The sequence below is a fragment of the Microbacterium sp. ABR10 genome, from assembly GCF_057812175.1.
The window spans coordinates 712,513-728,091 of the sequence record NZ_CM173821.1 but is presented as its reverse complement, the minus strand read 5'-3'; the positions used below and the strand labels follow the sequence as shown (position 1 = coordinate 728,091).

The following is a 15,579-nucleotide window of genomic DNA, read 5'->3' as shown; positions in this document are numbered from 1 at the left end:
TTCAAGTCTAAGCGGGGCCTCCGACATCGGCCCCGGTCGCCTCGCAGCCTGACCTACGGGCGCGTCTCGCCCGCCGCACCCGACGACAGCAGCGACTGCGCGCGGGAGAAGTGCTCGGCATCCACCGACACGTCCCACCGCTCGGCCTCGAAGCCCTGCACCGACGAGAAGTCCCGGCGACCGCCGGTGAACGCGTGGCCGGCGAAGCCGAACACGGCGCCCCACACCGCACCGAGCACGAGGCCCATCAGCAGCAGGCCGAGGAAGCCGCCCGGGCTGAGCAGTCCGATGAGCACGCCGATCATCAGGCCGAACCAAGCGCCCGACGCCGCACCGAGACCTGCCGCGCGTCCCCGCGTCATCCGCCCCGTGATCTGCTCGACGATGCGCACGTCGTGTCCGACGATCGCGGTGTGCTCGACGGGGAAACCGGCGTCGGAGAGACGATCGACGGCGGCCTGCGCCCCCGTGTAGTCGCTGAAGCTCGACAGGACACGGCGTTCCGGCGTGGCGCGGGTGACGTCAGACATGATGGGTTCCTTCCCTCGGTGAATTCCACGCTAGACGCGGCGGGTGATGCGTAGATGGCGCTTGCGCGCGGTACGACACCCGGATAGGTGACCCCCTGTCAAACCATGGATGCCACCCAGCCGCGGCCGCGAAGATGGACCCATGCGCTTGATCCTCAACATCCTGTGGCTGGTCCTGTCGGGCTTCTGGCTCTTCCTCGGCTATCTCGCCGCGGGCGTCGTGCTGTGCATCCTCATCGTCACGATCCCGTGGGGCATCGCCTCGTTCCGGATCGGGTTCTACGCGCTGTGGCCGTTCGGACGCGAGACCGTGTCGAAGTCGACCTCGGGCCTCGGCTCCCTGCTCGGCAACATCGTGTGGGTCGTCCTCGCCGGGTGGTGGCTGGCGCTCGGTCACATCTTCACGGGGCTGCTGCTGTGCGTGACGATCATCGGCATCCCGCTGGGCATCGCCAATTTCAAGCTCGTGCCCGTGTCGCTGATGCCGTTGGGCACCGAGGTACGCGAGATCCGCCGCGGCGGACCGTTCGACAACACGCTCGGGCGCTGATCGCGGGCGCCGCGCCAGGGCGCCGAGCGTCGCGTCTGAGCACGACCAGGCCTTCGGGCACGGAGCTCCGCCCACAAGCGCGACCAGACCCCCGAGCACCGAGCCCCGCCCACACCTGCAACCAGACGATCAAGCGCCGAACCCCGACCCTCAGCGCGCCCGGCTGGAGCTGCGCGTAGGCAGGGCGAGCACGATCCCGACGACCGCGGCCATCAGCCCGGCCACCGTCGTCGCCGTGACGATCTCGACCGGGAACGATCCGTCGCGGGCGCCGGCCAGACGCGCGAGATCCCACGGCAGGATGCCGATCTGGTCGTTCCAGGAACGTACAGCGTCGCGCGCCCCCACCACCGCGATGGTCGCCGCGGGAAGCGCGGATGCCACCCCGACCCCGGCGAGCGCGATCCCCACCGCTCGGCGTGGGCCGATCTGCGCGGAGAGAGACCACCCGGCGACGACGAAGATCCACGCCACCAGGGCGAAAGCCACGGTCAGATAGAGCACGCGGAGGACGGGTGACGACCACACCTCCGGCCAGATGCCTGCGGGTCCCGAGAATGACACCGCGAGCAGCGCCACGACGCACCGCAGCACGATGGCACCCCCGACCGCGGCGATGATCGGCCACGGAGAGCGGCGCCCGAGCAGGAGCCGCACGGCGACGGCGAACACCAGCCAGCTCGCGACGGCCAGCGCCACGCTCCAGAGACCGTCGCGTGGAGTCTGCACCACGCGCGTGGCGACGAGGATGCCTCCCGGAACGACAATCATGAGACACCGGTCGAGCGGAAGCAGACCGAGGCTGGACTCGCGCGCCCGCCACGGTCTCGTCGAAGCGACCCAGGTGGCGCGAGCGGCAGCGGCTCCCGGACGACGCACGAGCCGGGTGCGGGCCGAGATCATGCCGATGCCGACCCAGACGACCCCCAGCAGCAGCAGGAGGCGGGCGACCCACTCCGTCGTCGGGCCGACCGCCATCGGCTCTCGGGCGAACGGGTCGATGGCGACCGCGATGACCGCACCGGAGAGAAGAAGCACGGCGGCGACGACCAGGGCCAGGATGCCTCGCCCCGCCGCCGTCGCCATGCACCTACGTTACCCGTCGCACCTCGCGCCCCCGACCGCGCGGCGTGCACGTGCGCTCGGCGCGACGGCGGGTCTCGAACGAGTGCGCTCAGGCCTTGTCGTGAAGGGTCACGTGGTAGCCGTCGGGGTCGGCGAAGGTGAAGGTCCGGCCGAAGGGCCCGTCGATGGGCGCCACGACGATGCGGTGCCCGTCGGCGACGAGCGCGTCGTGGATCTGCTGCACGTCGGTGGCATGGAGCCAGACGGCCGCACCGATACCGGGCTGATCGACGCCCGTGAGGTCGGTCCCCGGGGCGAGGTCGCGCAGCGCGAAGGCGATCGGAGCGGTGTCGAAGACGACGGCGTGGGGCGGACCGGCGGGCGACCGTCGCAGGCCGAGGTACTGCGCGTAGAACGCGTGGGAGGCGGCGAGGTCGCGCACCTGCAGCGAGATGAAGTCGGGTCCGGTGACGGGCATGTCATGCTCCTCTGTGTCAGTTATCTGACACATAGGATATGTCAGAATACTGACATGGCGCAAGAGGCAATCGATCTGGACACGTCGCTCGGCTACCTCCTGAAAGAGGCGGCGAGCGCTCTGCGCGCGGCGATGGAAGACGTCCTGCGACCGCTGGGCATGACGATCACGCACTACTCCTGTCTGGAACTCCTCGCTCAGCGTCCCGGCCTGTCGAACTCCGACCTGGCGCGCGGCGCCTTCGTCACGCGCCAGTCGATGAACGTGCTGCTCCAGTCGCTCGAACGCGACGGCATCGTCGAGCGGCCCGACGCGGCGCCCGTCGGCAAGGCTCTCCCGACCCGCCTGACCGCGAAGGGGCGGCAGTCGCTCGAGGCGGCGAGCGCCGCCGTCCGTTCGGTGGAGAAGCGCATGCTCAACGGAATGACGGATGCCGAGCAGGCCGCCGCCCTGCACGCCCTGCGTTCGATGGTGCAGGCGCTCCGCGGCTGATCCTGGCCCGACTCGGGTGCCGCCGCGCACAACGGCGGGGCGATTCACCGACACGCCGGTACAGCCCGCCCCGGCTCGGCGCGTCCTCCTCGCCGCCGCCGTTGTGCACGGCGTCCACCGGCACCTCGGCGTCCGATTGTGTAACAATCCACTCATGTTCCCCGCCCTCGCCGTCCTCGCCGCGGCCCTGTGCTTCTCGACCACCGGGACGGCGCAGGCGCTGGCGGGCGTCGACGCCTCCCCCGTCGCCGTCGGTGCCGCGCGGATCGTCGTGGGCGGCGGCATCCTGGGTCTCGTCGCCCTTCTGCGTCGCGCGCCGACTCCCCCGCTGCAGGTGATGCGCGGATCCGTCAGCGGACTCGTCGCCCTCGGAGCGATCGGCGTGCTCGCGTACCAACCCCTGTTCTTCCTCGGCACGCGCGAGAACGGCGTGGCCATCGGCACGGTCGTCGCGCTCGGTTCCGCGCCGATCGCCACCGGAATCGTGGATGCCGTCCGCCTGCGTCGCGTCCCCTCGCCGCGCTGGATGCTCGCCACCGCCATCGCCCTCGCCGGTGTCGTGCTGGTGTCAGGAGTCACTGGCGGCTCGATCGCGCTCGCTCCGGGCGGCCTCCTCGCCTCGGCGGGCGCGGGAATGTCGTACGCCCTCTATACGGTGTGCGGCAAGGCGCTGATCGAAAGGGGGTGGGACTCCACCCGCGTCATGGGCACGGTCTTCGGTGTCGCCGCGGTGGCGAGCCTACCGGTGCTGCTGGTAGCCGGGTCCTCTTGGCTGCTCACCCCCAACGGCCTCGCGCTCGCGCTCTGGCTCGGAGTGGTCACGACGACGATTGCCTACTTGCTGTTCGGCTGGGGGCTCGCACGGCTGACCGCCGTCACGGTCTCGACCCTGACGCTCGCCGAGCCCCTCGCGGCGACGCTGCTCGGGCTGTTCGTGCTGCACGAGCAGCTCACCCCGATGGGAGCCGTCGGCCTCGCGCTCATCGCGGTCGGCCTCGCCGTGGTGTCCGTTCCGTCACGTCGTCGCGAGGAGGTTCCGGATGCCACTGCCCGCGCGTGACACCTCCGCCCGCGCCGCGGCGACGCCCGGCCGCGCCACCGCGGACTCCCCCGGCCCCCGGGCGGCCGATCTCGTCGCCGACGCCGTGCGCGCCGGCATCCTCTCCGGAGACCTCGCCCCCGGCACCCCGCTGCGCGAGGAGGAACTCAGCGCCGCCCACGGCGTCTCCCGTCACACCGCCCGCACGGCGTTGACGCGTCTCGCAGCCGAGCGCCTCGTGACCGCCGAGCCCTATCGCGGCGTGCGGGTCTCGCTGCTCGACGACGATGCGCTCGTCGCCCTGCAGCAACTGCGGTGTGCGCTCGAGACCGAAGCGCTGCGGATCGTTCGCGACCGCGGCATCCGACCCTCCGACGTCGATGAGGCGCTCGACGACCTCGCCACCGCCGAAGCCTCGGGCGACTGGCCCGCCACGCTCGCCGCGCACGCACGCGTGCACCTTGCGCTCGTCGCCGCGGCGGGGTCTCCGCGGATCGCGGAGGAGTACCGGCGCCTCGACTCCGAGATGCACCTGCTGTTGACGCACGTGCGACCCGCCTACGCCAGCGGTGCGCTGACGGCTGAGCATCGCGCGTATGTGGACGAGGCGCTGGCCGACCCCGAACACGCCGTGCGGGCGCATCTCGAGCACTCGACTCGGGCGATCATCGACGGTCGGCGAGGGCGCTGAGCGCCACACGACGACACATCGCGTCACTTCTCGCAACGGCCGCGCACCGCTCTCGCGACCGGGGTTAGCGTGGGGGCACATCGCGGCGATCCGGGCGGTCCCGGGCCTCGGCTCATAACCGAAGGCGTGGCGGGTTCGACTCCCGCCGTCGCGTCCACTTCTCGGGTACACCCCGTCGGTCCGGCCACGGCTCGTTCGCGACTTCTCAACCACGCTCAGCCAGACGCTCTTACGCACGTCGCGCGGCGCTCCACCGGATAGGTGTGCGGCAGGACCGGCCTCGAGGTCGACCGGCCTGGTGCGGGTAGCCATCCGGCCCCTCGCCGGTCGCCTGACTGCTGCCATGCTGGAGGCATGACCTCCCCCACGCCCCAGGATGTCCTCATCGGGACCGAGGGCATTCGCCTCGGTGCGTTCCTGAAGTTCGCCGGAGTCCTTGACTCCGGAGGAGATGTCAAGGAGGCGATCATCGACGGCTACGTCCAGGTCAACGGTGAGATCGACCGCCGACGTGGGCGGCAGCTGCAGGTCGGCGACGTCGTGACGTTCGAGGGGCGTTCCTTCCGCGTGCAGGTCTAGTCCCGCGCGTCCGCACCGGTCGGTCGCCTCACGCGCGCGCCGATACCCCCGCATGACGAAGGGCCCGCCTCCCTGAAAGAGAAGCGGACCCCCGACCCGGCACCCCGCGCTCGTGACGCGCCGATGCCGTGACGCCTCAGTGCTCGTCGTAGTGATCGGTGTGCAGCGCGTGGCGGTGGCCGTCGTGCACGTAGTCGGCGTGGTCGTCGTGCACGACCTTCTCGTGCCCGCAGTCGTCGCCGTGGCGATGCTCGTCGACCCCGTGCTCGGCCTTGGACTCGTGCTCGTCGTAGTGGTCGCCGTGCAGGGCGTGGTGGTGGGTGCCGTGCACGTAGTCGATGTGGTCGCCGTGCTCGATCTTCTGGTGGCCGCAGTCGTCGCCGTGGGCGTGCTCGTCGACGGAGTGCTCGGCGTGGGTCTCAGCGGTGCTCATTGTTCGTTCCCCTGGTCGTTCGGTTCCTGGACGTGGGCGATCGCGTCGAGCACGACGTGCGCGACGTGCTGGTCGGCGAGGGCGTAACGGATCTCTTTCCCCTCGCGTTCCGAGCTCACCAGACCCGCCTGCCGCAGGGTGCGCAGGTGTTGCGACACCAGCGGTTGCGACAATCCGGCCCGGTCGGCGAGCGCGCCGACGGTGAGCGGTTCACGGCTCAGCAGCCACACGAGCGCGAGACGCGACTCGTTGCCGAGAACCTTGAACAACTCGGCGGCCTCGTCGAGCCCGGCGATCTTGTCCACGGCATCCACGAGACCACACACATGCAGAGATTGCAATGTGTTCACGCAACCGGGAACGGTTCTCGTTCGCGTTATCGAGACCGCGCGGCAGTCACCCTTGCCGCCCCTTGAACCGCGGATTGAGTTTGTTGATGACGAACACCTTGCCGCGGCGGCGCACCACCTGCGCTCCCGGTTGCTTCTTCAGCGACGCGATCGATGCGCGAACCTTCATGACATCCTCCTTGTTGATAATCGTTCTCATCAACACGGTAGGGTGTCGGAAGCTCCCTGACAAACGAGAGGTGGATGCCATGAGTCGCACCATCGCCGTCCTGGGCGTCTGCGCCCCCGAACGCCGTGCCTACGCCGAGCGCACCGCCGTCGCGCTCGACCGCCCCCTGCACCTCTTGCGGTTGGCCGACCTTCGCTCCCCGCACGCGCTCCCCCACCCCCGCACGCGCGCCGAGACGGAGACCGCCGTCGTCGACCTGGGGAGCGATGTCGACCTCGTCCACGCGATCGGTGCGCGCGGCGGCATCGAGGTCGAAGCGGTCTGCGTGGTGGACGCCCGTCACATGATCGGCGACCTTCTCGACGATGCCCCGCTCGTGGCATCCGTTCGCTCTGGCGATCCGCGCGGAGACGTGGGAGCGCGGGCACGGCAGGCCGCGCTCGCGCTGGAGCTGGCGACACGGATCGTCTGGATCAACTGGGAACAGGTGCCGACCGCGGCGCTCGCCGTCCAGATGGCCCTCGCGTCTCACCTCAACCCGACCGCCGTCGTGAGGCTCTCGCGCGACCCGGTCAGCGACCTGCGGTCGGAAGCCGTGCACTCCGGAGAGATCCTCGAGCGCGCCGGCTGGGTGCACGCGCTGAACGGCCAGCATGACCCGTACATGCGCGACAACCGCGTCATGACGTTGCACTACGAGCAGTTGCGCCCCTTCCACCCCGCACGCCTGTCGGCCACGCTCGACCGTCTCGACGACGGCGCCGCCGGACGCCTCGTGCGCTCGGCCGGATTCTGTCGGCTGGCGTCGCGTCCCGGCATCCTCGCCCGGTGGGAACACGTCGGATCGGCCATATGGATCGAGCCGCTCGGAACGGACGACGGACGCATGGGTATGGGCCAGGAGCTCGTCTTCACCGGCCTCGACCTGTCGGCTCCGAAGCTCGCGCACCTGCTCGATCTGGCCGCGCTGACCGATGACGAGCTGGCCGCAGGACCCGCGGCGTGGGTGGCTTTCGCCGACCCGCTCCCGGCCTGGCCCGCGGTGGACTCGTCGATCCCGGATGCCACCGACTGACCGCGGCGGTCGGCGGCGCGGTTTTGGGGCGGGTATCGCGGTTTGGGGCGGACGAATCGCGCCCCGAAGCGCCGAACGCACCCCGCACCGCGCGGCGACCGCGCACGACGCGGACCACGACCCACGCCGAGGGCGCCGCGACCCGGCGCGATGTCAAGCGGGTCGACCGCGCGCGGCCGAGGCGGCACGGTAGGCGCATGAGCACTCCTGACATCCCGACCCGCCACTCCGATGACGCCCGCGCCGATTCCGCCGCCCCCACCGATGCCGTGACGGACGAGGTCCGCGAAGACGCCGCCCAGGCCGAAGAGCACACGACCCTCGACGACCACACCGGTGACGTGCTCGAACCCGACCCCGGCTTCCCCGCCGCCGAGGGACACGCCTGACCGCTCCGAACCCCGGTCTGCGCGGAACGGCGCCCGATTCGCGCCTTCTCGCGCTGACCGAGCGCCGCCGAGCGGGGTAGCGCAACACCGCGAGCGACCGTTGCTACGCGATGCGCGTGCCCGGCGGCAAACGCTTCGCGGGGGTGCGGGTGCGGGCGATTCCCCAGACCATCAGCCCGACGGCGAGCACCGCCTGCGCGAGCAGACCGACGAACCAGCTCGGGGTCGTCCCCTCGATCTGCTGCTCGGGCGTCTCATACGGCGGCTGCTCCTCCTGGTAGTACTGCGCGCAATAGTCGTACACGCGCTGAGGCTCGGGAGGAATCTGGGCCATTCGAACCCCGTAGGCGATCTGCGAGAACAGGTCGCTCGGCGCACCGTAGCCGTCGTCGTACGTCGGCGGTGTCGCGTCAGCCAGGATGACGAACGGATTCGCCGCGAGCAGCCACCACACCCGGTCGAACCGCGGCACGTCGCCGAGAGAGCTCGACTCCGTGCACCCGAGCTCATTGATCGGTGGGCATCCTTCCGCGCCGACCGGACCGTACGGGTCGCACCCTGGCGGGACGGTGCTGACGTCGTAGTCGCGCGTCACCGTCTCCTGCGTCGTGCGCAGAGCCGTCGCCCCCAGCCCGAACGCCAGGAGGGTGCCGATCGTCAGGGCGGAGATGATGAGGTACGTGCTCGCGACCGAGAAGAGCGAGCGGGCGACGATGGCACTCAGCCCGACGCCGATCGCCGCGACGATACCCACCTCGATCACCAGAATCGCCAACGAGCTGATGATCACGAGGGGGTTCAACTCGCCGGCGAACGTCGCCACGAGCAAGAAGGGCAGCGCGACCACCAGGAACGCCAGGCCTGAGATCCAGGCTGCGAGGAATTTGCCGACGACGATCTCGGTGGTGGTCGCAAGAGTGACCTGCACGGGCGCGAGGGTGGCGGCATCCCGATCGCCGTTGACGGCGCTGCCGCTCAGCGTCGGCGACACCAGCAGGACGAGCAGCAGCACCAGCATGATGACGATCGAGAAGAACCACTCGTTGCCGCCCGTCCACAGCGCGAACGACGCGAACGAAAGCACGAGCAGACCGATCAGGATGACGGCGAAGACGCCGAGCAAGACGTACCACGCGACGGATCTCGCGCGCTGGCGCAGCTCGATCCCGATGATCGTGCGAAGGCGGTGAAGGTTCATGCGACGCTCCCGTCGCCGGGACGGTTCGCGGGCGGCGACGTAGGTCGCGGTGGGACCTCGGACGACGGGGGCGCCGGCTCCGGTGGCGACGTCATCCCTGGTGGCACATCGGAAGACGGGGGCAGCGGCTGCGTGGCAGCCCCGGGCGACGCCGGGCCCGCCGGCGTCGACCCCAGGTCGAGGAAGGCGTGCTCGAGGTCACCGACCGCGGGGGCGAACTCGACGACGGGGAGCCCCGCGCTGATCAGCGCCCGGAGCCCGGCAACCGCACCGGCCTCGTCGGAGAACGGCACGAGGACGTCGCGCCGGTCGATACGCACCTCATCGCCCGTGCGCCCGAGCGCGGCCGCGACGTCGAGACGCACCGCATCCGTCGGTCGGGAGACATCGACGGGCACGCGTACGCGCCATGCCCGCACGCGGCGGGCCGCTGCAGCGACGCGGTCGCCACCCACCGTGCGTCCGTCGACGAGGAAGACCGCGTCGTCGACGACCTCCTCGAGTTCCGAGAGCACATGGCTGGAGATGAGGATGGTGCGCCCCTCGGCCGCGAGACGTCTCAGCAGCACGCGCAGGGCGATGCGCGCCTGAGGATCGAGACCCGACGCCGGCTCGTCGAGAAGCAGTACGCGGGGGTCGTGGACGAGCGCTCGCGCGAGGGCGAGGCGCTGCTTCTGCCCGCGGGACAGCACGCGGGCCGGCGACCCGGCAAGCGCGCTCAGGTCGACGAGCGCGAGCAGCTCGTCGGCGCGCGCACGCGCCGCATCGCGCGAGAGATCGTAGAGCTGCGCGGTGGCCACCAACACCTCGCGCGCGGTGAGGCTGGGCCAGGCGCCGAGGGAGTCCGGCATCCATCCGAGGAGCCGCCTCACCCCGGCCGGGTCGGCCACGGGATCGACGCCGCCAAGACTCAGACGCCCCGCGTCGGGCTGCAGCAGCGACGCGAGCATGAGCATGAGCGTCGTCTTGCCCGAGCCGTTCGGGCCGACCAGCCCCGTCACCCGTCCGGGTGCCGCGGTGAAGGTGACCTCGCGCACGGCGTGGACCGCACCGAAGGACCGTTTGACTCCCGCGACATCGATACCGGCATCCATGCGCCCCACCCTAGAGGGGGCCTCCGACACGGCATCCGGCCCCGCCCCGGTCGGCAATGCGGGATCCGCAGGCGGTTCCGCGGCTCGATCACCTATCGGTCGGCGCTGACGCCCGCGCGTGTCGGCGGTCGTCGACGCGCGACGACATCCTCGTCCGAGAGACGCGCGACGACATCCTCGTCCGAGAGCCGACGCCGGGCGTACGCGGCGGCCGGCCGTAGGCGATCGAGGTCGGAGCGGGCGCCGGATCTCAGGATGCCGCGAGCGCCCGCCCCAGCGCGTCGCCCGACGTCCACGCCGTGCGGACGGCCGCGCTCTCGCCCCACGCGTCCCCGCAGGCGGACAGCCCGGGCGACCGGAAGAACGGCCGTCCCGTCGCCTGCGTCGGCCGCGCGAAGGTCCAGCGATGAGCGTGCGTGCTGATGGGATCAGCGTCGATTCGCAGCAGGCGACGGGTCGCTGCCAGCACCGGCGCGATCGCGGCATCCGGGTCGTCGAGATGCCGACGCGCGCGGTCGGCCGTGGTGTGCACGACGAGCACGGGGGCTCCGTCTCCACGGCGGTCGCCGTCGTCGGCGATGAACGACACGTCGGCGTCGCCGTCGGCGAAGGCACCGTGCAGGTCGGCATCCCACTGCCGCTCGTCCCACCGCAGCACGACCGCGATGACCGGCTCCCACTCCTGCGGACCGCCGGGGACCTCGCCGGTCAGGCGGGCGGCCTGCGGGGCGGGCATCGCGAGCACGACCTCGCCTGCCTCCTCACCGTCGATCCGGTACGGTCTCACCTGCTCGACGGTCCGCTCGGATTCGACGTCGAGACCCTCGGCAAGATCCAGGGCGAGCGTACGCAGACCGAGGGGGGCCGCCCATCGCATCGGTCCGGGTTTGGGCGTCCGCCCGCCTTCGGCGTCGATCACCTGGAACGTGTCCGTCCAGGGGCGGGCGAGCTCCCGCTCCTCCCAGTCGGCGACGACATGTCCGAAGTCCGCGGCCTCGCCCACCACGAAGTACGACGCCCCGAGGTCGACCGGCCGGCCGTCGATCGTGCGGCTCGACAGGCGGCCGCCCACACGCCGACCGCGATCGAGCACTCGCACCGAGCGCCCGGCATCCTGCACCGCCCGCGCGCACGCGAGTCCCGAGATTCCCCCGCCGACCACCGTCACGTCCACCGTCATGGGGTCATCTTCGCGCGGTCGTCCCCGGCGAGCGTCGGGGTTGCGCCGCGGTCACCGAACCCCGCCGATCGCTCCGAACACCCAGCCCCCGCCCCGTGCCTCGAGGCGCTCCGCTAACGCCCGACACTCCGGAGTTCGGCCCGGGCTGCTGCGAACCGCCGGTCAGCCTCGACCAGACCCGAAGAAATCGACCCCCAGATCGGGATGATCCACGAACACCCCGTCGAGCTCCGCGTCGCGCAGCACGGACCACTCGCGGCGGTAGTCGCCGAATGCACCGTCACCGCCGGGGAGGCGGTACCCCGGGAGCAGGAAGATGTTCTCGGGCCGACACGTCCAGGTGAAGACCGTCAGGCCGCGGTCCTTCGCCTCGGCGACGAATCGCGCGGGTCCGCGAACGCGTCCCTCACCGTCGGGCGCCAGCACGAGTCGCTTGTCGGGGCTGATCCCGTCGACCTGCGCGGCGAGCGCGTCGAGCCCGAACGGCGTGAGCATCGAGGCGTAGGTCGCCGCCTCCCCGCCGTCTCGCTCGCGTAGGTCCCACGCCGCTCCCTCGCTGTCGATGAGCTGCACGAGAGGGACCCGGATGCCGCGACCCCGCAGCCGAGAGAGCACCAGCGGCTCGAAGGACTCGATGACGAGGTCGTCCGCGGCATCCGCCCATCCCGCCTCGCGAAGCTCCGCGTCCACGAGCTCCGCCATGTCGAAGCCCAACCGGGCGAACGACGCCGCATGCTTGATCTCGAGGACGACCCCCACACCGCCCGCGCGCGCAAGGTCGAGCACGTCGCGCAGCCGGAGGACGGGCTCGGTGTCGTCGTGGGCGGCGCTGTCGGGCCGTAGTACGGGGATGCGCTCGCGACACCGGAGCGTCCGCAGTTCATCCCAGGTGAAATCCTCGGTGAACCACCCGGTCAGACGCTCGCCGTCGACGACCTTCGACGCGCGCCGGTCGGCGAACTCGGGTCGCGTGGCGACATCGGTCGTCGACCCGATCTCGTTCTCATGGCGCACGACGAGGACGCCGTCGCGCGAGGGGACGACGTCGGGCTCGATGGCATCCACTCCGATCGAGATCGCGCGCTGATACGAGCCGCGAGAATGCTCCGGCAGATACCCCGGAGCGCCGCGATGACCGATGATGAGGGGCACTCGGGCAGCGTACGAGTCGCCGGTGAACGGCCGTGTCGCTCATAGCAGAATCCCAGTCACCCCAAGGAATCAGACACGCACCTCAGCTAGTGTTGTCTGACAGCACGGTGCTGTGATCACCATCTTTGGAGTGTGAGTTCCCGTGGCCCTCAACAACCCGGCATTCAACAACCCGGCGTTCCAGGACCCTCGAGCCGGTGGCGTCAACACGCGCTACAGCCCGCCCCCGGCCGTCGATCCCGCCGCCGCCGCAACGATCGAAGGCGCATACGCGGCTCCGTCTGCGAGCGCCGTCGACACCGGCCGCATGACGGTCGAAGACACCGTCATGAAGACGCTGGGCCTCTTCGGCATCCTCGTCGTGACCGCCGTCGTCGGCTGGATCTGGACGATGAGCGGCGTCACCGCCGCCAACCCGCGTCCCAGCGTCGCCCCGATGCTCATCGGTGGCCTGGTCGGCTTCGTGCTCGCGATGGTCGCGACGTTCAAGAAGAAGCCCTCGGTCCCCGTCTTCATCGCCTACGCGGCGTTCGAGGGTCTGTTCATCGGCGGCATCTCGGCGTTCTTCGAGTTCCAGCTCCCCGGCATCGTCGTGCAGGCCACTCTCGCGACGCTGTCGGTCGTCGGTGTGACCCTCGCTCTCTTCGCCAGCGGCAAGATCCGCGCCTCGAAGCGCGCGACCAAGATCTTCATGATCGCGATGGTCGGCTACCTCGTCTTCAGCCTGTTGAACGTCGGTCTGATGCTGTTCGGCGTGCTTCCCGACGGGATGGCCTTCGGTCTGCGCAGCGCCACGATCGCCGGCATCCCGATCGGTCTGATCCTCGGCGTGCTCGTCGTGATCATGGCCGCCTACTCGCTGGTGCTCGACTTCGACCAGATCCAGCGCGGAGTGCGCAACGGCGCCCCCCGCGTCTACGGCTGGGTCGGAGCCTTCGGCATCATGGTCACCGTCGTCTGGCTGTACGTCGAGATCCTGCGCATGATCGCGATCATCCGCGGCAACAACTGACGCACCGATCCGCTCGAAGGGCCGTCCCGTTTCGGGGCGGCCCTTCGTTGTCGCCACAATGCCGCCGCGGCTCCCGTGTGCCCGCCTCCGCGCCTCCTCGAAAAGAATTGAGCGTCCACAACACTCCGCACTGCCCCGCACGCAACGGCGTGTCCTGGACAATCAACAGCACACCGCGCCCCCGTACGACGGCGCGTCCTGGGCACCCACCCCCGGGAACCCCCGCCCCGCCCACCGCAAGGGGTGCGCGACACCGGATGCCACGGCGCTAGCCTCGCGACATGAGCCCCGCGAAGACTCCCCCCGAGATCCTCGACGTCGACGGCCACGAGGTGCGCGTCACCAGCCCCGACCGCGTCGTCTTCCCCGAGCCGGGCCTGACCAAGCTCGACCTCGTGCGGTACTACCTCTCGGTCGCCGAGGGGGCTCTGCGCGGGGCGGGCGGGCGGCCCATGGTCCTGAAGCGCTTCTCAAAAGGACTCGATCAGGAGCCGTTCTTCCAAAAGCGCGTCCCCGACAATCACCCCGCGTTCATCGATACCGCGACCCTGCGCTACGCCTCCGGCACCTCCGCCGAAGAGGCGGTGATCCGGGATGCCGCGGGCCTGGCCTGGGTCGTCAACCTCGGCTGCCTCGACCTCAACCCGCACCCCGTGCGCGCCGAAGACCTCGACCACCCCGACGAGTTGCGGGTCGACCTCGACCCGATGCCCGGCGTCGATTGGGCGCAGATCGTCGACGTCGCGTTCATCGCGCGCGAGGTGCTCGAGGATCACGGTCTCGTCGGCTGGCCGAAGACCTCCGGGTCTCGCGGGCTCCACATCCTGGTGCGTATCCGCCCCGAATGGGACTACACCGACGTGCGCCTGGCTGCCGAGACTCTCGCCCGCGAGGTCGAGAACCGCGCGCCGGGACTCGCGACGGCCCGGTGGTGGAAGGAGGAGCGCGGCGAGAGCGTCTTCGTCGACTTCAACCAGAACGCCAAGGACCGCACCGTCGCCTCGGCCTACTCGATCCGTCCGCTCCCCGATGCCCGCGTGTCGACACCGCTCTCGTGGGACGAAGTGCGCGACCGTCGCCCCGAGGAGTTCACCGTACTCACCGTGCCCGAGCGCTTCCGCAGCATCGGCGACCCGCACGCCGGCATCGACGACGCCGCCGGCTCCCTCGACGCCCTCATCGCCCTCTCGAAGGAGCTCGGACCCGCCGAGAAGCCTCCGCGCGGCTCCGACGGATCCGGTCGCCGCACCTCGACCATGCCCCTGATCGAGGTCGCGCGCACCAAGACCAAGCCCGAGGCCCTCGACGCTCTCGAGACGTGGAAGCAACGGCATCCGGATGCCACCGCCGCCCTGCACCCGGCCGACGTGCTCGTCGACGGCATGCGCGGCTCGAGTTCGCTCTGGTACCGCGTGCGCGTGAACCTGCAGCACGTCCCGGATGCCGAACGCCCACCGCAGGAAGATCTGATCGCTGACTACGACCCCTGGGCGGGCCGCTCCGGTTCCTGACCCGGAGAGAGGGAGCCGACGAGGTGGGCGATGCCGTACCGGTACGCATCGTCGAGGTCGCCTCCGAGACGGAAGGCGCCGGCGAGCTCCATCGTGACGAACCCCGTCGCCCACGCCGTGAGCAATCGTGCCGCGTCGAGGGCGTGCTCCTCGCCGACCGCCGCTGCGGTGGCGCGGAGCACCGGCTCGCTCGTCGCGGCGAGCCGATCGGCATCCACGGCCGCCGTGAAGAGCATCCGGAACGCCTCGGGACGCTCGCGGCCGAACCGCCGAAAGACGAGCAGGAGGTCGTCGAGTCGGTCGGATGCCGCCCCGAGCCGCCGAGCGAGGTCATCTGCCGCGGCCGCACCCACGAGCCGCAGCAACGCGTCGCGATCGCGCACGCGCTTGTAGAGCGAGGGCGCCTTGACCCCCACCGCCTGGGCGACAGCCTGCATCGTCACGGCGGGAGCGCCCCCCGTCTCGAGCAGACGAGCGGCGGCGTCGACGATCTCGTCGAGCGAGGTCCTCTCCGGAGTCGGCATGATCATTCCTCCATGGCTACGTTTCTAAGCTATCATGGCTATAGCCCGTAGCCATCAGCACGAGAGGT

The 15,579-nt window shown here is 70.6% G+C and carries 20 protein-coding genes and 1 tRNA gene; 10 read left to right on the top strand and 11 right to left on the bottom strand.

Going from position 1 to position 15,579, the window contains the following annotated elements:
• Positions 1 to 53 precede the first annotated feature (53 nt).
• On the bottom strand, positions 54 to 530 hold the full coding sequence (locus ACXKZF_RS03310) for a YflT domain-containing protein (RefSeq protein ID WP_055958974.1): 477 nt from the start codon (positions 528 to 530) through the stop codon (positions 54 to 56).
• A gap of 142 nt (positions 531 to 672) precedes the next feature.
• Between ACXKZF_RS03310 and ACXKZF_RS03305 the strand changes: the two genes are divergently transcribed.
• Positions 673 to 1,080, top strand: coding sequence for a YccF domain-containing protein (locus ACXKZF_RS03305; protein ID WP_055958977.1), 408 nt, complete (start codon positions 673 to 675; stop codon positions 1,078 to 1,080).
• 150 nt (positions 1,081 to 1,230) lie between these two features.
• On the opposite strand, the gene ACXKZF_RS03300 is transcribed toward ACXKZF_RS03305, so the two are convergent.
• Both ACXKZF_RS03300 and ACXKZF_RS03295 read right to left on the bottom strand, forming a co-directional pair.
• Positions 1,231 to 2,166, bottom strand: coding sequence for a hypothetical protein (locus tag ACXKZF_RS03300; protein ID WP_055958980.1), 936 nt, complete (start codon positions 2,164 to 2,166; stop codon positions 1,231 to 1,233).
• Between the two features lie 88 nt (positions 2,167 to 2,254).
• A complete protein-coding gene (locus ACXKZF_RS03295) occupies positions 2,255 to 2,623 on the bottom strand; it encodes a VOC family protein (protein ID WP_488985366.1) in 369 nt (122 codons plus the stop codon).
• A 54-nt stretch (positions 2,624 to 2,677) separates the two neighbouring features.
• On the opposite strand from ACXKZF_RS03295, the gene ACXKZF_RS03290 reads away from it, so the two are divergent.
• From ACXKZF_RS03290 to ACXKZF_RS03270, 5 genes are all read left to right on the top strand, one after another.
• Positions 2,678 to 3,115 (top strand): MarR family winged helix-turn-helix transcriptional regulator, encoded by a 438-nt coding sequence (locus ACXKZF_RS03290; protein WP_055958986.1) that lies wholly within the window; start codon positions 2,678 to 2,680, stop codon positions 3,113 to 3,115.
• 154 nt (positions 3,116 to 3,269) lie between these two features.
• The gene (locus ACXKZF_RS03285) at positions 3,270 to 4,175 is read left to right on the top strand and encodes a DMT family transporter (RefSeq protein ID WP_488985365.1); all 906 of its coding nucleotides are present in this window, start codon (positions 3,270 to 3,272) and stop codon (positions 4,173 to 4,175) included.
• On the top strand, positions 4,156 to 4,845 hold the full coding sequence (locus tag ACXKZF_RS03280; protein ID WP_488985364.1) for a GntR family transcriptional regulator: 690 nt from the start codon (positions 4,156 to 4,158) through the stop codon (positions 4,843 to 4,845). The genes ACXKZF_RS03285 and ACXKZF_RS03280 overlap by 20 nt, the downstream gene beginning before the upstream one ends.
• An 81-nt stretch (positions 4,846 to 4,926) precedes the next feature.
• Positions 4,927 to 5,002, top strand: a tRNA-Met gene (locus tag ACXKZF_RS03275).
• Positions 5,003 to 5,199: 197 nt separating this feature from the next.
• On the top strand, positions 5,200 to 5,424 hold the full coding sequence (locus ACXKZF_RS03270) for an RNA-binding S4 domain-containing protein (protein WP_488985363.1): 225 nt from the start codon (positions 5,200 to 5,202) through the stop codon (positions 5,422 to 5,424).
• A gap of 136 nt (positions 5,425 to 5,560) precedes the next feature.
• Here the strand turns inward: ACXKZF_RS03270 and ACXKZF_RS03265 are convergent, their stop codons facing one another.
• The 3 genes from ACXKZF_RS03265 to ykgO all read right to left on the bottom strand — a co-directional run bounded on the left by ACXKZF_RS03265 (position 5,561) and on the right by ykgO (position 6,376).
• Positions 5,561 to 5,857, bottom strand: a complete 297-nt coding sequence (locus tag ACXKZF_RS03265; RefSeq protein ID WP_191926417.1) for a hypothetical protein — start codon at positions 5,855 to 5,857, stop codon at positions 5,561 to 5,563.
• Positions 5,854 to 6,162: an ArsR/SmtB family transcription factor gene (locus ACXKZF_RS03260; RefSeq protein WP_055959000.1), complete on the bottom strand. Its 309-nt coding sequence runs from the start codon at positions 6,160 to 6,162 to the stop codon at positions 5,854 to 5,856. The genes ACXKZF_RS03265 and ACXKZF_RS03260 overlap by 4 nt, the downstream gene beginning before the upstream one ends.
• A gap of 91 nt (positions 6,163 to 6,253) precedes the next feature.
• Positions 6,254 to 6,376: a type B 50S ribosomal protein L36 gene (gene ykgO, locus ACXKZF_RS03255; RefSeq protein ID WP_055959003.1), complete on the bottom strand. Its 123-nt coding sequence runs from the start codon at positions 6,374 to 6,376 to the stop codon at positions 6,254 to 6,256.
• 79 nt (positions 6,377 to 6,455) lie between these two features.
• Between ykgO and ACXKZF_RS03250 the strand changes: the two genes are divergently transcribed.
• Together ACXKZF_RS03250 and ACXKZF_RS03245 are read left to right on the top strand one after the other, a co-directional pair.
• Positions 6,456 to 7,451, top strand: a complete 996-nt coding sequence (locus tag ACXKZF_RS03250) for a GTP-binding protein (protein ID WP_488985362.1) — start codon at positions 6,456 to 6,458, stop codon at positions 7,449 to 7,451.
• A 197-nt stretch (positions 7,452 to 7,648) separates the two neighbouring features.
• Entirely contained in the window at positions 7,649 to 7,840 is a 192-nt protein-coding gene (locus tag ACXKZF_RS03245) for a hypothetical protein (protein ID WP_055959006.1), read from the top strand.
• Positions 7,841 to 7,943: 103 nt separating this feature from the next.
• On the opposite strand, the gene ACXKZF_RS03240 is transcribed toward ACXKZF_RS03245, so the two are convergent.
• The 4 genes from ACXKZF_RS03240 to ACXKZF_RS03225 all read right to left on the bottom strand — a co-directional run bounded on the left by ACXKZF_RS03240 (position 7,944) and on the right by ACXKZF_RS03225 (position 12,464).
• Positions 7,944 to 9,038 carry an ABC transporter permease gene (locus ACXKZF_RS03240; RefSeq protein WP_488985361.1) on the bottom strand — a complete coding sequence of 365 codons (1,095 nt, stop codon included), beginning with the start codon at positions 9,036 to 9,038 and terminating at the stop codon, positions 7,944 to 7,946.
• A complete protein-coding gene (locus ACXKZF_RS03235; RefSeq protein WP_488985360.1) occupies positions 9,035 to 10,132 on the bottom strand; it encodes an ABC transporter ATP-binding protein in 1,098 nt (365 codons plus the stop codon). The genes ACXKZF_RS03240 and ACXKZF_RS03235 overlap by 4 nt, the downstream gene beginning before the upstream one ends.
• 250 nt (positions 10,133 to 10,382) lie before the next feature.
• Positions 10,383 to 11,312, bottom strand: a complete 930-nt coding sequence (locus ACXKZF_RS03230) for an NAD(P)/FAD-dependent oxidoreductase (RefSeq protein WP_488985359.1) — start codon at positions 11,310 to 11,312, stop codon at positions 10,383 to 10,385.
• A gap of 162 nt (positions 11,313 to 11,474) precedes the next feature.
• Positions 11,475 to 12,464 (bottom strand): glycerophosphodiester phosphodiesterase family protein, encoded by a 990-nt coding sequence (locus tag ACXKZF_RS03225; RefSeq protein WP_488985358.1) that lies wholly within the window; start codon positions 12,462 to 12,464, stop codon positions 11,475 to 11,477.
• Between the two features lie 142 nt (positions 12,465 to 12,606).
• On the opposite strand from ACXKZF_RS03225, the gene ACXKZF_RS03220 reads away from it, so the two are divergent.
• Both ACXKZF_RS03220 and ligD read left to right on the top strand, forming a co-directional pair.
• On the top strand, positions 12,607 to 13,476 hold the full coding sequence (locus tag ACXKZF_RS03220; protein ID WP_488985357.1) for a Bax inhibitor-1/YccA family protein: 870 nt from the start codon (positions 12,607 to 12,609) through the stop codon (positions 13,474 to 13,476).
• 281 nt (positions 13,477 to 13,757) lie between these two features.
• The gene (gene ligD, locus ACXKZF_RS03215) at positions 13,758 to 14,987 is read left to right on the top strand and encodes a non-homologous end-joining DNA ligase (protein ID WP_243222729.1); all 1,230 of its coding nucleotides are present in this window, start codon (positions 13,758 to 13,760) and stop codon (positions 14,985 to 14,987) included.
• Here the strand turns inward: ligD and ACXKZF_RS03210 are convergent.
• Positions 14,954 to 15,511, bottom strand: a complete 558-nt coding sequence (locus ACXKZF_RS03210) for a TetR/AcrR family transcriptional regulator (RefSeq protein ID WP_243222730.1) — start codon at positions 15,509 to 15,511, stop codon at positions 14,954 to 14,956. The genes ligD and ACXKZF_RS03210 overlap by 34 nt on opposite strands.
• Positions 15,512 to 15,579 lie beyond the last annotated feature (68 nt).

Bases quoted from the DNA above. Each gene is read 5' to 3' on its own strand.
- ACXKZF_RS03310 (WP_055958974.1), bottom strand. From the start codon at position 530: ATGTCTGACGTCACCCGCGCCACGCCGGAACGCCGTGTCCTGTCGAGC.
- ACXKZF_RS03305 (WP_055958977.1), top strand. From the start codon at position 673: ATGCGCTTGATCCTCAACATCCTGTGGCTGGTCCTGTCGGGCTTCTGG.
- ACXKZF_RS03300 (WP_055958980.1), bottom strand. From the start codon at position 2,166: ATGGCGACGGCGGCGGGGCGAGGCATCCTGGCCCTGGTCGTCGCCGCC.
- ACXKZF_RS03295 (WP_488985366.1), bottom strand. From the start codon at position 2,623: ATGCCCGTCACCGGACCCGACTTCATCTCGCTGCAGGTGCGCGACCTC.
- ACXKZF_RS03290 (WP_055958986.1), top strand. From the start codon at position 2,678: ATGGCGCAAGAGGCAATCGATCTGGACACGTCGCTCGGCTACCTCCTG.
- ACXKZF_RS03285 (WP_488985365.1), top strand. From the start codon at position 3,270: ATGTTCCCCGCCCTCGCCGTCCTCGCCGCGGCCCTGTGCTTCTCGACC.
- ACXKZF_RS03280 (WP_488985364.1), top strand. From the start codon at position 4,156: ATGCCACTGCCCGCGCGTGACACCTCCGCCCGCGCCGCGGCGACGCCC.
- ACXKZF_RS03270 (WP_488985363.1), top strand. From the start codon at position 5,200: ATGACCTCCCCCACGCCCCAGGATGTCCTCATCGGGACCGAGGGCATT.
- ACXKZF_RS03265 (WP_191926417.1), bottom strand. From the start codon at position 5,857: ATGAGCACCGCTGAGACCCACGCCGAGCACTCCGTCGACGAGCACGCC.
- ykgO (WP_055959003.1), bottom strand. From the start codon at position 6,376: ATGAAGGTTCGCGCATCGATCGCGTCGCTGAAGAAGCAACCGGGAGCG.
- ACXKZF_RS03250 (WP_488985362.1), top strand. From the start codon at position 6,456: ATGAGTCGCACCATCGCCGTCCTGGGCGTCTGCGCCCCCGAACGCCGT.
- ACXKZF_RS03245 (WP_055959006.1), top strand. From the start codon at position 7,649: ATGAGCACTCCTGACATCCCGACCCGCCACTCCGATGACGCCCGCGCC.
- ACXKZF_RS03240 (WP_488985361.1), bottom strand. From the start codon at position 9,038: ATGAACCTTCACCGCCTTCGCACGATCATCGGGATCGAGCTGCGCCAG.
- ACXKZF_RS03235 (WP_488985360.1), bottom strand. From the start codon at position 10,132: ATGGATGCCGGTATCGATGTCGCGGGAGTCAAACGGTCCTTCGGTGCG.
- ACXKZF_RS03230 (WP_488985359.1), bottom strand. From the start codon at position 11,312: ATGACGGTGGACGTGACGGTGGTCGGCGGGGGAATCTCGGGACTCGCG.
- ligD (WP_243222729.1), top strand. From the start codon at position 13,758: ATGAGCCCCGCGAAGACTCCCCCCGAGATCCTCGACGTCGACGGCCAC.
- ACXKZF_RS03210 (WP_243222730.1), bottom strand. From the start codon at position 15,511: ATGCCGACTCCGGAGAGGACCTCGCTCGACGAGATCGTCGACGCCGCC.